We start from the raw sequence: 22,445 nt of genomic DNA on the forward strand, positions 1-22,445 counted from the left end.
ACCTGCTTATTCTTCGCTGGTGTGCACTTTACGGTGCAGGATCGCCTGGAATTCATCGGCGAAGGTGTAGTAGCGACCGATCAGGGTTTCGCTACGCGCAGCAAAACGGTTGTAGGCAATAACTGCCGGAATGGCCGCGAACAAACCAATGGCCGTTGCAATCAACGCTTCGGCAATGCCGGGCGCTACGGTGGCCAGCGTCGCTTGCTGAGCCGTGGCCAGTCCACGGAAAGAGTTCATGATGCCCCAAACCGTACCAAACAGACCGATGTACGGGCTTACCGAACCGACAGTGGCCAGAAACGGCAAGCTTTGTTCCAGCTTCTCTTCTTCACGGGAGATCGCCACGCGCATGGCACGCGCAACACCTTCCATGACCGCTTCGGGGTCAACGCCCGGCTGTTGGCGCAGGCGAGAAAACTCTTTGAAACCGGCACGAAAGATCTGCTCAACGCCGGAGTCCGGGTCAGGGTTGCTGCCGGCCTGACGGTACAGTTTTGACAAGTCGATACCCGACCAGAAGCGCTCTTCAAAGCTTTCAAGAGCACGCCGACCTGCGCGCAGCATCGTGCTGCGCTGAAAAATCATGACCCAAGAGGTCACCGATGCGGCCAGCAGGGTCAACATTACCAACTGCACAACAATGCTGGCATTGCTGACCAAGCTCCACATGGAGGAATGGTCGACGACGTTAGCTTCCACGCTTTATCTCCTGCTCTAAATGTTTACCCGCGCCGCTCACGTCGGCAAAGGCCGTACGTAAAGCTTCGGGAATGGCCCGGGGTTTAAAACTATCGGCGCGCACGCAGGCGACCAAAAACTGCCCTTCACAGAGTAGCGTTGAGTCCGCAGCCCGCCAGACCTGCTGCTTGAAACGCAGGCTGGCACGGTTGAGTTCCATTACGTGCGCACTTACCAACAATTCGTCGTCCAGTCGCGCCGGTGCGTAGTAACGCGCCTCGCTGGAATGCACGACGAACAACAGGTTCTCACCCGCCAGCGCAGATTGGGCAAAGCCCAGTTCCCGCAGCCTTTCGGTTCGAGCCCGCTCCATAAACTTAAGGTAATTGACGTAATACACGACGCCACCCGCATCGGTGTCTTCGTAATAAACGCGACAGCGATGTGCGAACGGCTCCAGCCTGTTTTGCGCGCGCATACTCTAGTGCTTACTCCTCAGGTTGCCAATCCGCCAAACCACTGTTTTTCACTCTTCTTAGACTTTAAGACCCAAGATTTTCAGCGCCAGCCTTTGAGACATCAAAAACGACAAAAAAATCGACCCGTGATGGCTAATTAATCGTCCACTGCATTCAAAAATACGTCCTCGGTCGGCATCTCACCCAAGCGCGATGGAATGTTCAGACCGAAGTGCAAATACGCATGCCGGGTCACGACGCGACCGCGCGGCGTACGCATGATGTAGCCCTGCTGAATCAGATACGGTTCAAGCACATCTTCAATGGTATGGCGCTCCTCGCTGATCGCCGCCGCCAAGCTGTCGATCCCCACCGGCCCACCATCGAATTTCTCGATCATGGTCAGCAACAAACGTCTGTCCTGATGATCGAAGCCATGCTCATCCACATCCAGCAGGTTTAACGCCAGGTCAGCCACAGGCTTGGTGATATGCCCTTTGGCCCGCACTTCAGCAAAGTCGCGAACACGACGCAACAAACGGTTGGCGATTCGCGGCGTACCGCGCGCACGCCGGGCAATCTCATATGCCCCCTCAGGGTCAAGCGGCAAACCGAAAATACCGGCAGAGCGACTGACAATCGTCGCTAGGTCATCGGTACTGTAAAACTCCAGACGCTGCACAATGCCGAAGCGGTCACGCAGAGGATTGGTCAGCATGCCAGCGCGGGTCGTCGCCCCAACCAGCGTAAACGGCGGTAAATCCAGCTTGATCGAACGCGCAGCGGGCCCTTCGCCAATCATGATATCGAGCTGGAAGTCCTCCATTGCCGGGTACAGCACTTCTTCGACGATGGGTGAAAGTCGATGGATTTCATCAATAAACAGTACGTCATGCGGCTCAAGGTTGGTCAGCAAAGCCGCCAAATCGCCCGGACGCTCCAGCACAGGGCCGGAGGTGCTTTTGATCGAGACACCCATTTCCTGAGCAATGATGTTAGCCAGCGTGGTTTTACCCAACCCGGGCGGGCCGAAAATCAAGGTGTGATCCAGTGACTCAGAACGCCCGCGCGCGGCCTGAATAAACAGCTCCATTTGCTCACGCACCGTCGGCTGACCAATGTAGTCAGCCAGGCTCAATGGACGAATCGCCCGGTCCTGGACCTCTTCGCGGTCGCGCCCGCTGGAGGCGGTTATCAAACGGTCAGCTTCAATCACTTAAATCATTCCCTTAAGGGCACGGCGAATCATGTCTTCACTGCTCAAGGTCTTGTCCTTGATCGCTGACACGGCCTTGCTCGCTTCCTGAGGCTTGTACCCCAAAGAAATCAAAGCACTGACCGCGTCGCTTTCAGCACTGGCAACTTGCACAGGTGCATCCGGCTGATTAGGCACCAGGGCAAACATGCTCGGCACTTGCTCCCACGCCTTGAATCGATCTTTGAGTTCGACCAACAAGCGCTCAGCTGTTTTTTTGCCGACGCCCGGCACCTTGGTCAGCGCTGAGGTGTCCTGCGCCTGAACGCAGCGCACCAGCTCATCGACTTCCAGGCTGGACATCAAGGCCAAGGCCAGCTTGGGGCCAACGCCATTGAGCCGGATCAGCTCGCGAAAGAAGTCACGCTCTCGCTTACCAATGAAACCATAGAGCAACTGTGCATCTTCGCGAACCACTAAATGCGTGTGCAGGGTCAGCGGCTCACCAATGGATGGCAAGCGGTACAGCGTGGTCATTGGCACTTCCAACTCATAACCCAAGCCGTTGACATCCAGAATCAGATGGGGCGGCTGTTTTTCAGCCAGAGTGCCACGCAAGCGTCCAATCACGTTTTAGATCCTTTTCTCTGGCCAGAACAACGCCTGGCTCACAAGACAGCAGCGAGGAGTAACTGCGGGAGCGATCACCCGCACGCTTAATAAAGTAAAAGCCATCATTTCAAAGGCGCAGACGACCACCACGACTACGTGCCGCACCCAAGCCGTGGGGCAACAGGCTTGAGCGGGTATGGGCATGGCACAACGCAATCGCCAGCGCATCCGAAGCGTCAATCTGCGGCTTGGAGGTGAGCTTGAGCAAATGCATGACCATCATCATGACCTGCTCTTTGTTCGCCCCACCCGTGCCCGCGACCGCCTGTTTGATTTGCGTGGCGGTGTACTCGGCAATTTCCAGGCTTTCTTCACCACCTGCAACAATGGCCGCCCCCCGTGCCTGCCCCAGCTTTAGCGCGGAATCAGCGTTGCGCCCCATGAACACCTTTTCGATGCCCATGGTAACCGGCCCGTACGTCTGAATGACCTCGCGCACACCGCGATACACGATCTGCAACCGCTCATGCATTTCGCCGTTACCCGTACGAATACACCCCGAAGCCACGTACACGCAGCCACGCCCCGTGTCTCGCACCACGCCATAGCCAGTGATTCGCGAGCCAGGATCAATACCAAGAATAAGAGTCATAACGCCTACAGCTTTTGAAGTGATGCCCTCGGGCATTAACCCGGACAGCTTAAAGGCAGAAGCCGGAGGTGCACAGCCTGCGATCATCGCGGCGTTGCACCTCCGGCTTCCAAGGTCGCAGCAGGTATCAGGCTAGCTGTTCCAGCACCGCTTCGGGTATTTCGGCATTGGAATAGACGTTTTGCACGTCATCCAGGTCTTCAAGCATATCGATCAGCTTGAGCACTTTTTCAGCCCCCTCCAGATCAAGCTCGGCACTGGTGGTGGGTAGCATGACAATTTCAGCATCGACCGGTTTGAACCCTGCCGCTTCCAAAGCATTGCGCACCGCATAAAAGCTGGAAAACGAGGTAAAGACATCGATGGAACCGTCTTCATTGGTTACGACATCATCGGCATCTGCCTCCATCGCCGCTTCCATCAACGCATCTTCGTCAATACCGGCAGCGTAGGAAATCTGACCTTTACGCTCGAACAGGTAGGCCACCGAGCCATCGGTCCCCAAATTGCCACCGCACTTGCTGAACGCATGACGCACAGCTGCGGCCGTGCGGTTACGGTTGTCCGTCATGCATTCGACCATGACCGCCACACCGCCCGGGCCGTAGCCTTCGTAAGTCAGCTCGACCATGTCGTCGGTTTCAGCTGCGCCTGTACCGCGCGACACCGCCCGATCAATGATGTCGCGGCTCATGTTGGCGCCCAGCGCCTTGTCCAGCGCCAGCCGCAGACGAGGGTTGGTGCCCGGATCGCCACCACCCTGACGGGCAGCAACCGTCAGCTCACGAATCCACTTGGTGAAGATCTTGCCTTTTTTGGCATCCTGACGCTCTTTGCGGTGCTTGATGTTCGCCCACTTAGAATGACCTGCCATAACCTACTCCGAATCCTTGTGTGAAACCTTGCCCGGCCCTGCCCGTGAACACAGCCCGGCAATAAAAATGCTCGACCCCAACGACGAAGGCGCATCCGGGGATGCGCCTTTGTGGGCCAGTTTTACTCAGCCTTAGGCTGTTCACGCAAACGAATGTGCAGCTCACGCAGCGCCTTGGCATCGACCAGGCCAGGGGCTTGGGTCATGACACACGCAGCACTCTGGGTTTTCGGGAACGCAATCACTTCACGAATCGATTGAGCGCCTGTCATCAGCATCACCAAGCGATCCAGACCGAAAGCCAGGCCACCGTGAGGCGGTGCTCCGTACTTCAGAGCATCCAGCAGGAAGCCGAATTTCTCTTCTTGCTCTGCCTCTTCGATACCCAGCAAGCGGAATACGGCCTGCTGCATTTCTTTACGGTGGATACGGATCGAGCCGCCACCCAACTCAGTGCCGTTCAGCACCATGTCGTAGGCACGCGAAATAGCGGTAGCCGGGTTGGCTTCCAGCTCTTCTGGCGAGCACTTCGGCGCTGTGAACGGGTGGTGCAAGGCGCTGAAGCTGCCGTCTTCGTTCTCTTCGAACATCGGGAAGTCAACGACCCACATCGGTGCCCACTCGCACGTCAGCAAGTTCAGGTCATTACCGACCTTGATGCGCAGCGCACCCAAGGCTTCGCTAACGATCTTGGCTTTGTCGGCGCCGAAGAAGACGATGTCACCATCGACTGCACCTACGCGGTCCAGAATCACATTGAGGTTAGCCTCAGGAATGTTTTTCACGATCGGCGATTGCAGACCCTCAACACCTTTGGCGCGCTCATTGACCTTGATGTACGCCAGGCCACGGGCACCGTAGATGCCGACAAACTTGGTGTAGTCGTCGATCTTGCTGCGTGGCATGCTCGCGCCGCCAGGAACGCGCAGGGCGGCGACACGGCTTTTCGGGTCATTGGCAGGGCCGCTGAACACTTTGAATTCAACGTCTTTGAGCTGGTCGGCAACGTCGACCAGTTCCAGCGGGTTACGCAGGTCTGGTTTGTCGGAACCGTAGCGGCGCATGGCTTCTTCGAAAGTCATGTGCGGGAACTCGCCGAACTCCAGATCCAGCACTTCCTTGAACAGGTTGCGGATCATGCCTTCGGTCAGGCCCATGATGTCTTTTTCATCAAGGAAGCTGGTTTCGATATCGATCTGAGTGAACTCAGGCTGACGGTCAGCACGCAGGTCTTCATCGCGGAAACATTTGGCGATCTGGTAGTAACGGTCAAAACCGGCAACCATCAGCAGTTGCTTGAACAGCTGTGGCGATTGCGGCAGGGCAAAGAAGCTGCCCGCATGGGTACGGCTTGGCACCAGATAGTCACGAGCACCTTCAGGGGTCGCACGGGTGAGAATCGGCGTTTCAACGTCCAGGAAACCGTTTTCATCCAGGTAACGGCGAATACTGGTGGTCATGCGCGAACGCAGACGCAGCTTTTCGAGCATTTCAGGACGGCGCAGATCGATGAAGCGATAACGCAAACGCGTTTCTTCGCCTACATCCGAGAATTCATTGAGCGGAAACGGCGGGGTTTCAGCTTCGTTCAGTACTTCCAGCTCATAGCCCAGCACTTCGATCATGCCCGACGCCATGTTGGTGTTGCCTGCACCCGCCGGACGCAAGCGCACCTTGCCGGTAATCTTGACGACGTACTCACTGCGCACGCGGTCGGCGGCAGCGAAGGACTCAGCGCGGTCCGGATCGAAAACCACTTGGGCCAGACCGTCACGATCACGGATATCGAGGAAAATCACCCCACCGTGGTCACGGCGACGGTGAACCCATCCGCAAAGGGTAATTTCCTGGCCTTCCAGGCTTTCGTTCAGTTGGCCGCAATAATGGCTGCGCATCATGGTAGTGGTTTCACTTCTCGTAATTCGAAATTCGGTGGAGGTCTTGCGCACCGTCGGTGCTGATAAAGTGCAAGAGCCCGCTCATATTCAGACTGCTTTCGCTCAATCTCAGTCGGATTTGTCGCCGCCTGCCAGATTCTTTTTCGAGCCTGTCTTGAAGTCTGTTTCGTACCATCCGGTTCCGCTCAAGCGAAAGCCTGGCATGGACAGCATCTTCTTCAACTCAGGCGCCTGACAGGCAGGACAATCAACCAGTGGTGAATCACTGATTTTTTGAATGGCTTCCAACTGATGACCACAGGAAGCGCATTGATAATCGTACATGGGCATTGGCGTATCTCGACAATCCGTTAGCGGCAACCCCTACAGAGGGCCACAAAGCGCGAGATTATATCTGTTAAATCGAGCCTTTGCAGCCGCACGAATGACCAGAACGAACTAAAGGCATCATAAATATCGATCGATTACAAGCCGCTGCGCGCAAGCACTGCCTTTCACAACCTGCCGCTCACCCCCAAAAGAACTGCTTTTGAGACGTCCCCGCCACTCCTCGTGCCGCACCGGACAAATGCATAACGCACACAACCCGGATCAAGCCACTGAAATTCTTCACCCCCCCATGCCGCAAATGCACCTCCCTGTCGACATAGGACAACAAGGCATTGATTGAACAATCATTGATACGCGCAATATCAGCGAGCACCTCCCAATAGATTTCTTCAAGTCTTAAACAGGTGGCAAAACCATTTAACCTCACCGACCGGGATAACGGCCGAGCCAATGACATTTCAAACTCAAGAATAGCCGGATCGATCTTGACTCTTTGCACCAACCTGCTACCCACACCTTCATGCCGAATTAATCGCCCCATAATTAGAGCACTCCATTGCAACACCATTTAAGTTGATTGATATTTGTTGTAACGCACTCACATAAAACAATATGTAAAACTTCTTATCCAGCGGATCTCCCCCTCAAACACGTAGGAGCCATCTCGATAGGAGCGATGAATTCGAGCGCCCCGCCCCCTCAAGAGCGGCGATTTAAAGGTGGGCCGGCATTGAGCGCTGCACGCGCGCATCATCGTCAAAGACACAGCCCCCTCGCACCACAAGATCCAGCGTCCCGCTCCCCAGACAAGTTAACGAAAAAAGACTCGGGGCAGCGTGCTCATTCAGCACAGAACCCACCCTCTTTTAACTATCAACTGATCAGCCGCACTCAACACGATCATTAATAAAACCTAATCCAGCGCCACAAACTAAAAGACCCCGCACTTAATTCAACCAAAAAATATACACAACTTTCTCAACACAAGGCACCCATACAAATATAGAAACAAGCAACACCCAGCCCCTCCCAACGCTGACCAAAAACTGGAATTGAGCTATATATCATCAGGATGATGCCCACACAGAAAACAGACAGAGACTACTAGCCCTACGGAAGCGCCCTTATTTACCGCTCAGGAGGCTTAATTTGAGAACCGCCAAGCTTTACTGTTAAATAGGCGGCGTGTCGCCCTCACCTGCCCTTGGTGGTGGTGCATAGGCTGATGACTGTACGTGCCCAACGCCTCCCTTTTTTTTCAGAAGCGAACCGTACTCAATCCGCTCTTCCTTGTGATCCGTCTTAATGTGAGTTAATTGAAATGTTGAAAATCGTCCACTTGGTGACGGGAACAGCGGCCTTGCTGCTGTCCTTTATACCCAGCCTACAGCCCGACGCCGTTCCGTACCTCCAACACGCTGATGCCCTCTATCTGGCCTTTCTCGGCCTGCTCAACCTGACACTCGCTCCCGTCATTCCGTTCTGGAATAAAGGTGCGCGCCATCACCTGCAAAACCTGGTCAGCGCCCTCTTGGTACTGTCTGTTGTTTTGCAGACATTGACCTTGTTTGGCTTGCTGTTGCCAATCGGCGACCAGCCTGCCGTTCTGCTTAGCCTTGCACCGGCCGTGCTAGCCGTTGCGCTTCATCTGGCTGTGAGTTTCTACAAGTCATCCCCCTCGCAAGCCACGCAAAATTACGACATGACTAACCGCGACACTGGAACGGTGAAGTGGTTTAACACCTCAAAAGGGTTCGGCTTTATCTCACGCGACTCGGGTGATGATATTTTCGTGCACTTTCGTGCCATTCGCGGTGAAGGTCATCGCGTTCTGGTCGAAGGCCAACGTGTCGAGTTCTCGGTCATGAACCGTGACAAAGGCTTGCAGGCAGAAGACGTTATCGCAGCATTGCCACGCCGCTGATTTCATACCCCCCAAAAAAAACCGCGACCAGCCCAGGCTGATCGCGGTTTTTTTTCGCTGGTGGAACGTATTAATAATGTGGCGGCGGCGCTTCATCTTCAAAGGACTCAAACTGACCGCCCATTTCTTCCTGGCGCTTGAGCAAGGCAGCGATTTGCATCTGCAAACGATCCACTGCGTTTTGCTGTGCGACCAACACATCATTCAGTGCCTGAATGGTGTCATCCTGAAAAGCCAAACGACTTTCAAGGTCCATAACTCGCGCTTCTAATGTCACGCCACAACCTCCGAAAAAGTGAAGTTATCGCCCAAAACAGGTTTTAGCTGCTTACACAGCCTGACCACTTCATCTGCGGTGTAAGGCCTGGCAGGACATTTGCCCCACACAGGGCCTGGCCATGCCACGTCAGCGGTAAAGCGCGCAATGACATGCATATGCAGCTGGCTGACCACATTACCTAACGTGGCAACGTTCATTTTATCGGCACCCAGCACCTCCTTCAGCACCCGCGCCAAGGCGCTGGTTTCACGCCACATAAGCTGCTGATCACCGTCATCCAATTGAAACAATTCACTTATACCCTCGCGCCGCGGCACCAGAATAAACCAGGGGTAATTTGAGTCATTGGACAGCAGCAGGCTGCACAAAGGGAAATCCCCTATCAGCCAGGTGTCCTGTTTAAGCCGTGAATCCAAAGCGAACACTGAACGGTCTCCTGTTCGACGGGTGGTTTTTGTAGCTCGACTCACACCGATGAGACTCATCAAGCGCCAGACGGCAAAGGCGCAGGATACCCTTGATTGAAGCTCGCATCACACCCGATCCAAACAGCGTTCAGACACTGCTGCACCAAAAGTGAACAACACGAATGCTTTTAGTGCAGCCAAACGTCACCGCGTACCCAAACAGGTGTTAACCGGTAACGCTTTAGGCTGGCCGGAACACTTCAACGCTGGCACGCGGGGAGCCAGGCGTCCGCAAAGATGAACCCCATACAAGCATCGCCCTCGCTTTATCGGGCTTTAGAGGCAGACCAAGGCACAAATCAATTATTTTTCATGACAACGCCGCTTTGAGCATGCTTGTTGCATAAAGCTCGTACATAGTCGCAAGAGCCTACCAACGGACGTAAGGCCCTACGCTAAATAACAATAGCTCAGCCGCAGGAAATTGGAGTTGTTAAACCGTGGACACACAACATCGCGCCATGTGTTTAGCCCTGCTAGTAGTTTCAACAGCCCGTTCAAACCCGTATGGCTACTGCACATTTACGTCATCAAAAATCTGTTTTGCGACGTGCCTGTAAAGAAGCTGAAAGCTTTTGAGGGTAAGTATCGCCAATAAGGTCGGCGTGATATAAGTTTGCGCCGACACAAAAAGAAAGAGCCGCCCAGATAAAAATTCAGGTGGGACGGCAGTACTCTTCCTAAAACCAAAGGAGCAAATCACGATGCGCGTGATGAAGTGGAGCATGATCGCACTGGCTGTTTCAGCCGGTACTACACAGTTCGCAATGGCCTCGTCCCAAGATGACGCCAAGGGCTTTATTGAAGACAGCACACTGACTTCTAAAACTCGCATGCTGTACATGAACCGTGATTACCGTAATGGCGCTGGCAACATCAGCAAAAACGGTGAAGCGGGCGGCCATCCTTACAAAAGCGGCTATCGCGAAGACTGGGGCCTGAGCGAACTGCTTAACTACGAATCCGGCTTCACCCAAGGCACCATTGGGGTGGGCGTTGATGCATTTGCCATGGGTACCGTGCGTCTGGACGGCGGCGCGGGTCGTCAAGGTAACGGCCTGTTCGCAACCAAAAGCGATGGCTCTCCGGAAGACACTCAATCGAAAATCGGTGGCGCGGTAAAATTCCGCCTGTCCGACACCGTACTGAAATACGGCAACCAGTTCGTGGCCAGCCCGGTTTTCTCTACCGACGACAGCCGTCTGCTGCCTGAAGTGGCCACCGGCACATTGATCACCAGCAAAGAAATCAAAGGTCTTGAGCTGACCGCAGGTCGCTTTACCGGCATCAGCTCGCAAACCGGCATGTTCCACGACAGCCTGCACCTGCCTTCTGCAAACATTGCGGGGGCGACCTACCAGTTCACTGACAATTTGGTCGGTGGCGTGGCAGCGTCCGACGTTGACGACTACTTCAAGAAGCAATACGTCAACCTGAACTACACCCTGCCAATCGCTGAATCCCAAGCCCTGAACTTCGACTTCAACGGCTACCGGACCTCCAGCCAAGGCAAGGAACTGGCGGGTGACGTCGACAACAAAATCTGGAGTTTGGCAGCGGCTTACAGCCTCGGCGCTCACAAGTTCACCCTGGCTCACCAGCGCTCCACCGGTGACAGCGGTTACTACTATGGCGTAGACGGCGGTGGCACTATTTTCCTCGCCAACTCCGTGCAGTACTCCGACTTCAACGGCAAAGACGAACGCTCCTGGCAGGCGCGCTACGACCTGAACATGGCCTCCTACGGCGTGCCTGGTCTGAGCTTCATGACGCGCTACGTCACCGGTGACAACATCTCCACCACCGACGGCGAAGGCAAAGAGCACGAGTTCAACTTCGAAAGCAAATACGTGATGCAAGAAGGCCCGGCCAAAGACTTGTCTTTCCGCCTGCGTAGCGCGATCTACCGCACCACCAGCAACTACGGCGTAGACACCAACGACGTTCGCGTCATCGTTGAATACCCGCTGAACATTCTGTAATAAGCGCCCTAAAGCCTTTATTGCAGATACGATTCAGAAAAAACCATGCCCTTGCATAAGGGCATGTTTTTTTGCACGGTCAAAAGTTATCTATATAGCAAGCTAACTAACTTATTAGATGCAATGCATCGGCTATCAACACCTATCCACACACGCCAGAAACAATTAAGGAGGCTTTCGCCCCCTTAATTGCTGCTTATCCCAGATGATCTACATCAGGCATTCGCTGTGTACTCGCTGCAACTTGTTACTCTGCCCGCTCTTGCACCACTCGGATGACACGCTGCGGGAAAGGAATATCAATATTTGCAGCCTTCAGCCGATCACGCGACTGCTCATTGAACATGAACAATACATCCCAGTAATTAGGTGTATCGACCCATGCTCGCAACGACATAGTGATCGCACTGTCCCCCAGCGTGGTCACAACCACCACCGGCGCGGGGTCTTTCAGTACGCGCGGGTCATCCGCCAGGGCCAGCAACACTTCACGCACCTTTTGCAGATCGGCCTCGTAATCCACGCCGACATCAAACACCACCTTGCGCGTCGGTTGACGGTTGTAGTTGGTGATGATGCCGTTGGACAGATTACCGTTCGGCACAATGACTGTTTTGTTATCACCGGTACGCAGCACCGTGTGGAAGATCTGGATGCTGTCAACGGTACCGCTGATACCTTGCGCCTCAATCCAGTCACCGATCTTGAATGGACGGAACAACAGGATCAGCACCCCGCCGGCAAAGTTTGCCAGGCTGCCTTGCAGTGCCAAACCGATCGCCAGGCCCGCCGCACCGATCGCCGCAACGAACGATGTGGTTTGAATGCCAATCATGGAGGCCACGCTGACCACCAGCAGGACCTTGAGGATGATGTTGGCCAGGCTGCTGATAAAGCCTTGCAGGGCCAGATCAGCCTTGCGCAAGGCCAGCAAATTACCCAGCTTGGCGGTCAAACGGTTGATCAACCACCAGCCCACCGCCAGCGTAATCAGCGCCAACAGCACACGGCTTCCGTACTCCATGATCATCGGGATCCAGGCTTGCGAGGCCTTGATCAACTGATCGACTTCAGCGTTCAAATCCATTTACTTCTCCTCGTACCGATACCCGGCGACGTTATGTATTCAGCTAAACGATTGAACGGCAACGCTCAATCGCTTGTGCAGTGCCCGGGACACTCGGACGTCAATGATCGCCATAGGTTCCCCCACGGCCAATGATCATTGATCAATCGCGGAAGTTGTTGAACTGCAATGGCAAGTCAAACGTCTTGGCGCGCAAGGCTGCAATCGCTTCTTGCAGGTCGTCACGCTTCTTGCCGGTGATGCGTACTTGCTCACCTTGAATGGCAGCCTGCACTTTGAGCTTAGCGTCTTTGACGTGAGCAACGATTTTCTTCGCCAGCTCTTTGTCGATGCCTTCTTTGAGCACCACTTCCTGCTTCATCAACTTGCCCGAGGCATAGGCATCTTTGATCTCAAGGCACTGCGCATCGATTTTGCGCTTGACCAGCGCCAACTTCAGGATCTCAATCATGGCTTCCAGCTGGAAGTCCGCCTCAGCGGTCATGTTGACGGTCAGGTCTTTTTCCTTGAACTCAAAGGAGCCTTTGCCTTTGAGGTCGTAACGGCGGTCCAGCTCCTTCACAGCGTTTTCGACTGCGTTGGTGACTTCGTGCTTGTCCAGTTCGGATACCACGTCGAACGACGGCATGTGTTTATCTCCAAAATAAAGGGCGCGCACAACACAGATGGAGCGCGCCTGGCCTGACAGTTAGAATGCGCGGGCATTATAGCGATTCTTTAACTTGATTGACTGGCGAGCACACATGCCCACGCAAACCCCTACCCACACCTCCCTTCATACGCCAATCCCCTGGCACATATTGGGTGCAGGTAGCATGGGCGCATTGTGGGCCGCACGCTTGTCCCGCGCCGGTTTTGCAGTGCGCCTGATCCTGCGCAATCAAGCCCGTCTGCAAGCCTATGAAGCCGCACAAGGCTTGACGCTGGTCGAAGGCGAAAATTGCATCTTATTGCCCATTGCGGCACAAACACCCGAAGCCGACGAGCCGATTGCACGCTTGCTGGTGGCCTGCAAAGCCTATGACGCCGAAACCGCGGTGGCTCAGGTTGCCCACCGACTGACACCCGACGCCGAAATCATCCTGCTGCAGAACGGGCTTGGCAGCCAGCAGGCCATTGCCACTCGGGTGCCGCATGCGCGCTGTATCTTTGCCTCCAGCACAGAAGGCGCGTTCCGCGAGGGTGACTGGCGCGTGGTATTTGCCGGGCACGGTCATAACTGGCTGGGCGATCCCCAACCTGGCGCCGCACCGGCATGGCTTGAAGAACTGCAACGCAGCGGCATCAGTCACGAGTGGAGCCAAAATATCCTGAGTCGCCTGTGGCGCAAGCTCGCAATCAATTGCGCCATCAATCCGCTGACCGTTCTGCACAATTGCCGCAATGGCGGCCTAAAGGCTCACCGCCTTGAAGTGGATGCCTTGTGCACCGAGCTGAGCACCCTGCTTGAAAGCTGCGCCCAGCCCGAGGCTGCGTTCAATTTGAACGACGAAGTTCATCGCATCATTGACGCGACCGCACACAATTACGCCTCCATGCATCAAGACGTCGCTCAAGGCAGACGTACCGAAATCAGCTACTTAACCGGTTATGCAAACCATGCCGCGATCAGTCTTCAGCTTGCTGTGCCGCACCTGCAACACCTGCACCAGCGCTTGTGCGCACACTTGCTGCACCGTGGATTGCCCTGCAACTGAGCTACGCGCTAACCTGCCCGCTTATCTGCCCCTCATACGGCCACGTCATGCCTTTACGCCAGCGCCTTGAAAACCTTCCGGTGGGCCAGAAGTTGCTGGCCGCCCTGCTTGTACTGTTGGCGACCGTGCTAGTGGTCGCCAACCTGACCTTTGTCAGTGTGGCTTACTGGATTTCCCACGAAAGCACCGCTCCCCAAGCGCTGCAAACACTGGGCAGCCTGGCCTCTAATCCTGACCTGATGGCGCAGGCTCTGGACTCTGCACAAAGCGCCAAGGCACTGCTCAAAACCATTGGCAGCTACGCCCCGCTGCGTGCCGGGGCAATTTATGACAGCGCTGGCAATTTACTGGCGCAATTGCAGCATGGCGAACATTTGCCCTTGCCCGAGCACTTCGCGCAGATCGACGCCTGGAGCCTGACAGAGCTGCGCAGCCATCACGTTACGCCACTACCCCGAGGTGATCAGCCCCCCGGGCACTTGCTGCTGGTGGCCAGCAGTGAGCTGCCCATGGCCTTCTACACCGGCACGCTCACGGCCAGCCTTGGCATTTTGGTGTTCAGCGTTTTGCTGTGGCTCGTGATCGCGCGCCAGATCAAACGCCTGATTACCCAGCCCATTCATCAACTTGAAGTACTGTCGCGTCAGGTGACTCGCGAAGAGAACTACGCATTGCGGGCAACGCCGGGTAATCACGACGAAATCGGCAGCCTGGCGCAAGCGTTTAATACCATGCTGTCGCGTATTGAAGCGCGCGAGCAGGAGCTCAAACGCGCCCGGGATCAATCTCAGGCCGCCTACGACCAGGCGCAAGCACTGGCACAGGAAACCCGCCACACCAATCGCAAGCTGGAACTCGAGGTGCAGGTACGCAGCAAAATCGAGAAAAAACTGACCGGCTTCCAGCTCTACCTCAACAACATCATCGACTCCATGCCTTCGGCTCTGATTGCACTGGATGAGCAACTTTACGTCAACCAGTGGAACCAGGAAGCCAGCGCGCTTTCGGGTACACGGCTGGACGAAGCCCTGAACCAGCCTGTTTATCAAGCGTTTGCGCCCCTCAAGCCGTACCTGAGGCAGATCAAGGACACCATCGAGCAACATCGCGTGGTAAAAATTGAGCGGGTCACCTGGCTTCAAGACGATGAACCCAAACACTACGCACTGACTTTTTACCCATTAATGGGCGATGGCGGACGCGGCGCGGTGATCCGGATCGATGACATCACACAGCGCCTTTCGCTGGAGGACATGATGGTGCAGTCCGAAAAGATGCTCTCTGTCGGTGGGTTAGCCGCAGGCATGGCCCACGAGATCAACAACCCCTTGGGGGCCATCTTGCATAACGTGCAGAACATCCGCAGGCGCTTGTCGAATGAACTGCCCAAGAACATTGAACAGGCAACCGCAGCAGGCGTAGATCTGGCGTCCATTAACCAATATTTACACGCACGCGACATCCCCAAGCTACTGGACGGTATCCAGCAGGCGGGCACCCGCGCGGCCAAAATTGTCACCCACATGCTGAGTTTTAGCCGTCGCAGCAATCGACAAATGAGCCCCTGTGACTTGCCAGCCCTGATTGAACAGGCCCTGGACATTGCCAGTAATGACTTCGATCTGGCGCTGGGCTTTGATTTCAAAGGGCAGGCCATCATTCGTCAGTTCGACCTCCAGCTTGATCCCGTGCCCGGCATTCCCAACGAGCTTGAGCAAGTGTTATTGAACTTGCTTAAAAACGCGGCACAGGCCATTCATCTGCGCGAAGACCCCAGCGAACCAGGGCGCATCACGCTGCGCACAAAACTGAACCCGCCGTGGGCAGAAATACAGGTCGAAGACAATGGCGCAGGCATGCCTGAGCACGTACGCAAACGTATCTTTGAACCCTTTTTCACCACCAAAGAAGTCGGGCAAGGGACCGGACTGGGGCTTTGCGTGTCGTACTTCATTATTACCAACAACCACAAAGGGCAAATGGAAGTGCATTCAACACTGGGTCAAGGCACCTGCTTTACCCTGCGCTTGCCGCTGATGCCCGCACATGAATCAACCAAGGTGGAACTGTAGACATGGGCTTTCGCTTATCCAAGATTTACACCCGCACGGGTGACAAGGGCGAAACGGGTCTGGGCGATGGCCGACGCGTGCCCAAGGATCACCCTCGCATAGAGGCCATCGGCGAAGTCGATTCGCTCAACAGCCAGCTGGGCGTGTTGCTGGCCGGACTCCACGAACACACCACCCAATACGCAGGTTTACTTGAGGTGTCTGAAGTGCTTGAACCTTGCCAGCATCGATTGTTCGATCTGGGGGGCGAACTGGCGATGCCGGCTTATCAGGCGCTCGACAACGCTGAAGTGATGCGCCTGGAAACCGCAATTGATCGCTGGAACGAGGAACTGGGTCCCCTGGAAAACTTCATACTGCCCGGCGGCTCGATGCTGATTGCCCAAGCACACGTTTGCCGCAGCCTGGCCCGCAGCGCTGAACGCCGCTGCCAGCAGCTCAATGCACTGGAACCCCTGACAGGTCCGGGGCTGGCTTACATCAATCGGTTATCAGACCTGCTGTTTGTGGCCGCCCGCTTGATTGCCAAGCGCCAGGGCATTGCGGAGATTCTGTGGCAGGCCGCTCCCAAGCCCCAAGCGTGAAGCAACCTCGCGCCACACCGAAAGTGCCGAGGTTGGCGTAGCCGTTGCCGCAGGTGAGGCCCGATGGCGAAGCGCTCGCAATCCCGATGACTGCGGAGCTTGTGAGGCACCGCCGTCAAGGGCGTGCAACCGCGATGCCCCGCTGACGCGTATTACTCGTCAGCGGCAACAGCGCATCTCAGGCCGTTTGTGGCCAAAGCGCACGAATCCCCGCGATACCTTGTGCGCCGATTTCCCATGCCTGCTGACGGTCGGCAAGCCCAAGCCCGCCCAGCACAAATACAGGCTTGCTGAAACCTTCGATCAATTGCTGCGCTTGCTCCCAGCCCAACGGCGCAGTATCGGGATGCGTCTGGGTAGGCAACACCGGTGACAACGTCACAAAATCCACGCCCATCTGTTCTGCCAGCGCCAACTCTTCAGCGTTATGGCACGAGGCTGCCAACCAGCGGTCTTTCGCCAGCGGCCGACCTTTAGGCGCGTATTTTCGTAATTGCGCCGCCGTCAAATGCCAACCGGCAGAAGGAAAGTCGCCCAACCACTCCAAAGGCCCTTTGAGCATCAGTTGCGCTTTGCCCGCACACAGCCCCGTAGCATCTACTGCAAGGTCGCGGTATTTGGGGTCATAGCCATTGGGCGCGCGCAACGAGACCAGCTTGATGCCACCTGCAATGGCCTTCTGCAAACCGCGCAACAACTCCGGTGTTTCCAAACCGTCCGGGGTGATGAGGTATTGGTCCGGTAAGCGTGCGGCCGCCACAATGGCCTGATTGGCCTGGGGGAATTGATAATTCATCAAATCGCGTGGATTGACCCACGCCAGAGGCTGACCTTCTGCACCATGAGGTTCGCCCGTGAATGAAGAAACCTCCCACACATCCAGCAGCACCTGCTTGTCAGGGTAGTCATGCTGAACCTTGATCAGCGGACGAGCAGCCGTGACGCCAATCCCCAGCTCCTCTTTAAGCTCACGGCTCAATGCGGCGCTGACGGTCTCGCCCGCTTCAACTTTGCCGCCGGGAAACTCCCACAGACCGCCTTGATGCTGGGTATCAGCACGACGAGCGATCAAAATTCTGCCGTCAGCGCCTCGGATAACGGCCGCAGCCACATGAACTCTTTTCACACTTGTACTTCCTTTGATCCGGCCTATTGCCATGCCTTGAGCGCAGGTCACCGCTCAACCGCTGTATCTTGCGCCGACCTGCCAACCCTGCCTGTCAGTCATGCTCACGCGGTGACTGACAGGCAATGTCGAAACACTCAGGTACGGTATTCGGCGTTGATTTTCACGTACTCGTGGGACAAGTCAGTGGTCCAGATAGTCTCGCTGCATGCACCACGCCCCAGCTCAATGCGAATGGTGATTTCTTCGCGCGCCATGACCGCCGAGCCTTGCTCTTCGGTGTACGTCGTCGCACGAGCGCCGCCGCTGGCAATGCACACCTCACCGAGGAACACATCAATTTTGCTGACGTCCAGCTCAGGCACGCCTGCGCGCCCTACCGCCGCCAGAATACGTCCCCAGTTAGGGTCGCTGGCAAACAGCGCGGTTTTGATCAGCGGCGAGTGCGCCACGGTGTAACCCACATCCAGGCATTCCTGATGATTCGCCCCACCATTGACTTCAACGGTCACAAACTTGGTTGCGCCCTCGCCGTCACGCACGATGGCTTGAGCCACGTCCATGCACACCTCAAGCACCGCGTGTTTCAGCGCATCGAACAATGGACCGCGCGCTTCGGTGATTTCAGGCACATCAGCCTTGCCGGTGGCAATCAACATGCAGCAATCGTTGGTCGAGGTATCACCATCGATGGTGATGCGGTTGAACGACTTGTTAGCGCCATCGAGCAACAGGTTTTGCAGCACCTCACGCGACACTTTGGCATCAGTGGCGATGTAACCCAACATGGTCGCCATGTTGGGACGAATCATCCCCGCACCTTTGCTGATGCCGGTCACGGTGATGGTCACACCCTCGTGCTGAAACTGGCGGCTTGCACCTTTGGGCAAAGTGTCTGTGGTCATGATGCCGGTAGCGGCTTGTGCCCAGTTGTTTTCGCACAGGTCATCGAGCGCAGCCTGAAGGGCGCTTTCAATTTTTTCGACCGGCAACGGCTCACCGATGACGCCAGTGGAGTAAGGCAGCACGGCGCTGGCCTCCACACCCGTCAACTCGGCCAATTTGGCACACGTGCGGGTCGCAGCCACCAGACCTTGCGCTCCCGTCCCGGCGTTGGCATTGCCGGTGTTGGTCAGCAAATACCGCACCGCACCTTGCACGCGCTGCTTGGCGAGGATCACGGGCGCCGCACAGAATGCGTTCAGAGTGAACACTCCGGCCACGCTGGAGCCTTCGGCGCAACGCATCACCACCACATCCTTACGCCCCACCCGCTTGATACCGGCTGAAGCAATCCCCAGTTCAAAACCTGCAACCGGGTGCAAAGTGGGCAAAGGACCAAGACCAACCGCCATGATGCGCTCCTATTTAGATGTGTGCGCCGCCCTCAAAGGCGGGAATTCAAAGGTAAAACGCCGCGACGGCTATTGCCGGTCGCGGCGCAGGTGTTTCTTCAGCAGTTGAAACAGGCTACTTAGTTGATTTGCCCGTGACAGTGCTTGAATTTCTTGCCCGAGCCGCAGTAGCACAACTCGTTGCGACCCAGCTTCTGCTCGTTACGAACAGGATCATTGGCCGTGGTCACTTCATCGACATCGGCGCCTTCCAGTACTTGGGCCAAGGCGTCCGGCTGATCAAGGCCCGGTGCTTCGGCATGCTGGAACTGCATGCGCGAGGCCAGCTCTTCAGCTTCCTGACGCAGACGCGCTTCTTCTTCGACCGGGTCTTCGCGACGAACCTGTACGTGCGACAACACGCGGATCGAATCGCGCTTGATCGAGTCAAGCAGCTCGGAGAACAGGTTGAACGACTCGCGCTTGTACTCCTGCTTCGGGTTCTTTTGCGCATAACCGCGCAAGTGAATCCCGTGGCGCAGGTGGTCCATGGTCGACAGGTGGTCTTTCCACAGGTCGTCCAGCACGCGCAACACAATTTGCTTCTCGAAGGTGCGCAGCGCCTCAGCGCCCGCCTGCTCTTCTTTCTCGTTGTAAGCCGCGATCAATTCGCTCAGTAGCTTCTCACGCAGTGTTTCTTCGTACAGGTGATCGTCTTCATCAAGCCACTGCTGAATCGGCAACTTCACGCCAAAACCGCTTTCGATGGCGGCTTCCAGACCTGCCACGTCCCACTGCTCAGGCAGCGATTGTGGCGCAATGTGAGCGCTGATCGTGCTGTCGAGCACGTCTTTGCGGAAGTCAGCGATGGTTTCACCGATGTTATCGGCGGCCAGCAACGTGTTACGCATGTGATAAATCACTTTACGCTGCTCGTTGTTGACGTCATCGAACTCCAGCAATTGCTTACGGATATCGAAGTTGCGCCCTTCAACCTTGCGCTGAGCCTTCTCGATCGCGTTGGTCACCATACGGTGCTCAATCGCTTCGCCAGACTGCATGCCCAACGCCTTCATGAAGTTCTTCACCCGGTCAGAGGCGAAAATACGCATCAGGCTGTCTTCCAGCGACAGGTAGAAACGGCTGGAACCCGCGTCACCCTGGCGACCGGCACGACCACGCAACTGGTTGTCGATACGACGCGACTCGTGACGCTCGGAAGCGATCACATGCAGGCCGCCCGACTCCAGCACTTGCTGGTGACGCTTCTGCCAATCGGCCTTGATTTGTGCGATTTGCTCAGGCGTCGGATTCTCAAGGGACGCCACTTCCACTTCCCAGTTACCGCCCAGCAGGATGTCAGTACCACGACCGGCCATGTTGGTGGCGATGGTCAGCGCACCCGGACGACCGGCCTGTGCAATGATTTCAGCTTCTTTTTCGTGGAACTTGGCGTTCAGAACCTTGTGCTCGATGCCTTCCTTATTCAGCAGGTTGGACATGTGCTCGGAGGTTTCGATGGTCGCCGTACCGACCAGTACCGGACGGCCCTTGGCCATGCAGTCTTTGATGTCAGCCACAATCGCCGCGTACTTCTCGTCAGCGGTCAGGAACACCAGGTCGTTGTAGTCTTTACGCGCCAAAGGCTTGTTCGGCGGAATCACCATCACCGACAGACCGTAGATCTGGTGGAATTCGAACGCTTCGGTGTCCGCCGTACCGGTCATGCCGGACAGCTTGTTGTACAGGCGGAAGTAGTTCTGGAAAGTGGTCGACGCCAGGGTCTGGCTTTCTGCCTGAATGTTCAGGCCTTCTTTCGCTTCGATGGCCTGGTGCAGGCCTTCGGACAGGCGACGACCCGGCATGGTACGCCCGGTGTGTTCGTCAACCAGCAGTACCTGGCCGTCTTCAACGATGTATTCAACGTTGCGATGGAACAGTTTGTGAGCACGCAGCGCTGCGTACACGTGGGTCAACAAACCCAGGTTGTGCGCCGAGTACAGGCTTTCGCCTTCTGCGAGCAAACCGATCTGGGTGAGCATTTCTTCAACGAACTGGTGACCGGCTTCGTTCAGTTCGACCTGACGGGTCTTCTCGTCGATGGTGTAATGACCGGCTTTGGTTACTTCGCCTTCCACTTCTTCGATGTGCTGTTCGAGACGCGGGATCAGCTTGTTGATTTCGGTGTACAGCTTGGAGCTGTCTTCGGCCTGCCCCGAGATGATCAGCGGCGTACGGGCTTCGTCGATGAGGATCGAGTCGACTTCGTCGATTACGGCAAAGTTAAGCTCACGCTGGAATTTTTCTTCCATGCTGAAAGCCATGTTGTCGCGCAGGTAATCGAAGCCGAATTCGTTGTTGGTGCCGTAGGTGATATCGGCGGCGTAGGCTTCGCGTTTTTCCTGTGGCGGCTGAAACGGCGTGACAACACCGACAGTCAGACCGAGGAACTCGTAGAGCGGACGCATCCAGTTGGCATCTCGGCGGGCGAGGTAGTCGTTCACGGTCACAACGTGTACGCCCTTGCCGGACAACGCGTTGAGGTAAACGCCCAAGGTCGCGACCAAGGTCTTGCCTTCACCGGTACGCATTTCTGCGATCATGCCTTCGTGCAAGGTCATGCCACCGATCAGCTGCACGTCAAAGTGGCGCATGCCCATGACGCGTTTGCCCGCTTCGCGGCACACCGCAAAGGCTTCTGGCAGGAGTTGATCGAGGGTCTCACCTTTGGCTATGCGGGCCTTGAACTCTTCGGTCTTGGCGCGCAATTGCTCATCAGTCAGAGCAACCATTTGCTCTTCGAAGGCATTAACGACCTGTACCGTCTTGAGCATGCGTTTAACTTCGCGCTCGTTCTTGCTTCCAAAAAGTTTCTTTAACAAAGGCGCAAACATATCGGCAGGATCTTCCACACATAGGGATGGAGGGCGGCCCCGAGAGTCGCCCGAGCAGCCCTGATGGCCGCATGCGAGCGAGCATTCTACCCGGAAACGGCGGTGAGGAAAGTGGCGTTATTCCACGATACTGGTACAGCGTTGTGACGGGGCTTCACTAAAATAAGGGCTTTTTGCTGAACTTCAACCCATAAGGCGAATAAGTTACCCATTGATTTTGCAGCGAAAGCCGTTTACGGCAGGATCAAACACAGTCACATGGGTGGATTCTGCTAAGATTGCGCCTCAGTTTTCCCAG

The 22,445-nt window shown here is 55.9% G+C and carries 21 protein-coding genes; 5 read left to right on the top strand and 16 right to left on the bottom strand.

Features of this window, described 5'->3' with window-relative positions; all coding sequences use genetic code 11:
• Positions 1-6: 6 nt before the first annotated feature.
• The 9 genes from tolQ to AP059_RS10650 form a co-directional block, all read right to left on the bottom strand.
• Positions 7-702 (bottom strand): protein TolQ, encoded by a 696-nt coding sequence (gene tolQ, locus AP059_RS10610; protein WP_048363571.1) that lies wholly within the window; start codon positions 700-702, stop codon positions 7-9.
• A complete protein-coding gene (gene ybgC, locus AP059_RS10615; protein WP_048399790.1) occupies positions 692-1,159 on the bottom strand; it encodes a tol-pal system-associated acyl-CoA thioesterase in 468 nt (155 codons plus the stop codon). The genes tolQ and ybgC overlap by 11 nt, the downstream gene beginning before the upstream one ends.
• Before the next feature lie 137 nt (positions 1,160-1,296).
• The gene (gene ruvB, locus AP059_RS10620) at positions 1,297-2,355 is read right to left on the bottom strand and encodes a Holliday junction branch migration DNA helicase RuvB (protein WP_048399792.1); all 1,059 of its coding nucleotides are present in this window, start codon (positions 2,353-2,355) and stop codon (positions 1,297-1,299) included.
• Positions 2,356-2,964 carry a Holliday junction branch migration protein RuvA gene (gene ruvA, locus AP059_RS10625; protein ID WP_019823258.1) on the bottom strand — a complete coding sequence of 203 codons (609 nt, stop codon included), beginning with the start codon at positions 2,962-2,964 and terminating at the stop codon, positions 2,356-2,358.
• Positions 2,965-3,073: 109 nt separating this feature from the next.
• Complete coding sequence (ruvC, locus tag AP059_RS10630) at positions 3,074-3,598, bottom strand: crossover junction endodeoxyribonuclease RuvC (protein WP_048363568.1); 525 nt, start codon at positions 3,596-3,598, stop codon at positions 3,074-3,076.
• A 127-nt stretch (positions 3,599-3,725) separates the two neighbouring features.
• Positions 3,726-4,472, bottom strand: coding sequence for a YebC/PmpR family DNA-binding transcriptional regulator (locus tag AP059_RS10635; RefSeq protein WP_059763150.1), 747 nt, complete (start codon positions 4,470-4,472; stop codon positions 3,726-3,728).
• A 122-nt stretch (positions 4,473-4,594) separates the two neighbouring features.
• Positions 4,595-6,370 carry an aspartate--tRNA ligase gene (gene aspS / locus AP059_RS10640; RefSeq protein ID WP_048363566.1) on the bottom strand — a complete coding sequence of 592 codons (1,776 nt, stop codon included), beginning with the start codon at positions 6,368-6,370 and terminating at the stop codon, positions 4,595-4,597.
• 108 nt (positions 6,371-6,478) lie between these two features.
• Entirely contained in the window at positions 6,479-6,700 is a 222-nt protein-coding gene (locus AP059_RS21990) for an FmdB family zinc ribbon protein (RefSeq protein ID WP_003441220.1), read from the bottom strand.
• Positions 6,701-6,878: 178 nt separating this feature from the next.
• Entirely contained in the window at positions 6,879-7,241 is a 363-nt protein-coding gene (locus tag AP059_RS10650) for a ribbon-helix-helix domain-containing protein (RefSeq protein WP_059763151.1), read from the bottom strand.
• 780 nt (positions 7,242-8,021) lie between these two features.
• Here AP059_RS10650 and AP059_RS22850 point away from each other — a divergent pair.
• On the top strand, positions 8,022-8,624 hold the full coding sequence (locus tag AP059_RS22850; protein ID WP_048363563.1) for a cold-shock protein: 603 nt from the start codon (positions 8,022-8,024) through the stop codon (positions 8,622-8,624).
• A gap of 70 nt (positions 8,625-8,694) precedes the next feature.
• Here AP059_RS22850 and AP059_RS10660 read toward each other — a convergent pair whose 3' ends face one another.
• On the bottom strand, positions 8,695-8,901 hold the full coding sequence (locus AP059_RS10660) for a SlyX family protein (protein WP_059763152.1): 207 nt from the start codon (positions 8,899-8,901) through the stop codon (positions 8,695-8,697).
• Positions 8,898-9,329 carry an HIT family protein gene (locus tag AP059_RS10665; protein ID WP_059763153.1) on the bottom strand — a complete coding sequence of 144 codons (432 nt, stop codon included), beginning with the start codon at positions 9,327-9,329 and terminating at the stop codon, positions 8,898-8,900. The genes AP059_RS10660 and AP059_RS10665 overlap by 4 nt, the downstream gene beginning before the upstream one ends.
• 746 nt (positions 9,330-10,075) lie before the next feature.
• Between AP059_RS10665 and AP059_RS10670 the strand changes: the two genes are divergently transcribed.
• A complete protein-coding gene (locus AP059_RS10670) occupies positions 10,076-11,353 on the top strand; it encodes an OprD family porin (RefSeq protein WP_059763154.1) in 1,278 nt (425 codons plus the stop codon).
• 247 nt (positions 11,354-11,600) lie between these two features.
• Here AP059_RS10670 and AP059_RS10675 read toward each other — a convergent pair whose 3' ends face one another.
• Entirely contained in the window at positions 11,601-12,440 is an 840-nt protein-coding gene (locus tag AP059_RS10675) for a mechanosensitive ion channel family protein (protein ID WP_048363559.1), read from the bottom strand.
• A gap of 142 nt (positions 12,441-12,582) precedes the next feature.
• Entirely contained in the window at positions 12,583-13,068 is a 486-nt protein-coding gene (locus AP059_RS10680) for a YajQ family cyclic di-GMP-binding protein (RefSeq protein WP_019410225.1), read from the bottom strand.
• A 115-nt stretch (positions 13,069-13,183) separates the two neighbouring features.
• Here AP059_RS10680 and AP059_RS10685 point away from each other — a divergent pair, with 115 nt between their 5' ends.
• The 3 genes from AP059_RS10685 to AP059_RS10695 are packed head-to-tail and all read left to right on the top strand — an operon-like array spanning position 13,184 to position 16,793.
• Positions 13,184-14,137 (top strand): putative 2-dehydropantoate 2-reductase, encoded by a 954-nt coding sequence (locus tag AP059_RS10685; RefSeq protein ID WP_082706785.1) that lies wholly within the window; start codon positions 13,184-13,186, stop codon positions 14,135-14,137.
• Positions 14,138-14,184: 47 nt separating this feature from the next.
• A complete protein-coding gene (locus AP059_RS10690; protein WP_059763156.1) occupies positions 14,185-16,209 on the top strand; it encodes a sensor histidine kinase in 2,025 nt (674 codons plus the stop codon).
• Positions 16,210-16,211: 2 nt separating this feature from the next.
• Positions 16,212-16,793, top strand: a complete 582-nt coding sequence (locus tag AP059_RS10695) for a cob(I)yrinic acid a,c-diamide adenosyltransferase (protein WP_059763157.1) — start codon at positions 16,212-16,214, stop codon at positions 16,791-16,793.
• Between the two features lie 178 nt (positions 16,794-16,971).
• Here AP059_RS10695 and AP059_RS10700 read toward each other — a convergent pair whose 3' ends face one another.
• From AP059_RS10700 to secA, 3 genes are all read right to left on the bottom strand, one after another.
• A complete protein-coding gene (locus AP059_RS10700; RefSeq protein ID WP_059763158.1) occupies positions 16,972-17,919 on the bottom strand; it encodes a Nudix family hydrolase in 948 nt (315 codons plus the stop codon).
• Between the two features lie 137 nt (positions 17,920-18,056).
• The gene (gene argJ, locus AP059_RS10705; RefSeq protein WP_059763159.1) at positions 18,057-19,274 is read right to left on the bottom strand and encodes a bifunctional glutamate N-acetyltransferase/amino-acid acetyltransferase ArgJ; all 1,218 of its coding nucleotides are present in this window, start codon (positions 19,272-19,274) and stop codon (positions 18,057-18,059) included.
• A 119-nt stretch (positions 19,275-19,393) separates the two neighbouring features.
• Positions 19,394-22,147, bottom strand: coding sequence for a preprotein translocase subunit SecA (gene secA / locus AP059_RS10710; protein WP_059763160.1), 2,754 nt, complete (start codon positions 22,145-22,147; stop codon positions 19,394-19,396).
• Positions 22,148-22,445: the final 298 nt, after the last annotated feature.

This window comes from Pseudomonas sp. TAA207, from assembly GCF_001529285.1.
GTDB lineage: Bacteria > Pseudomonadota > Gammaproteobacteria > Pseudomonadales > Pseudomonadaceae > Aquipseudomonas > Aquipseudomonas weihenstephanensis.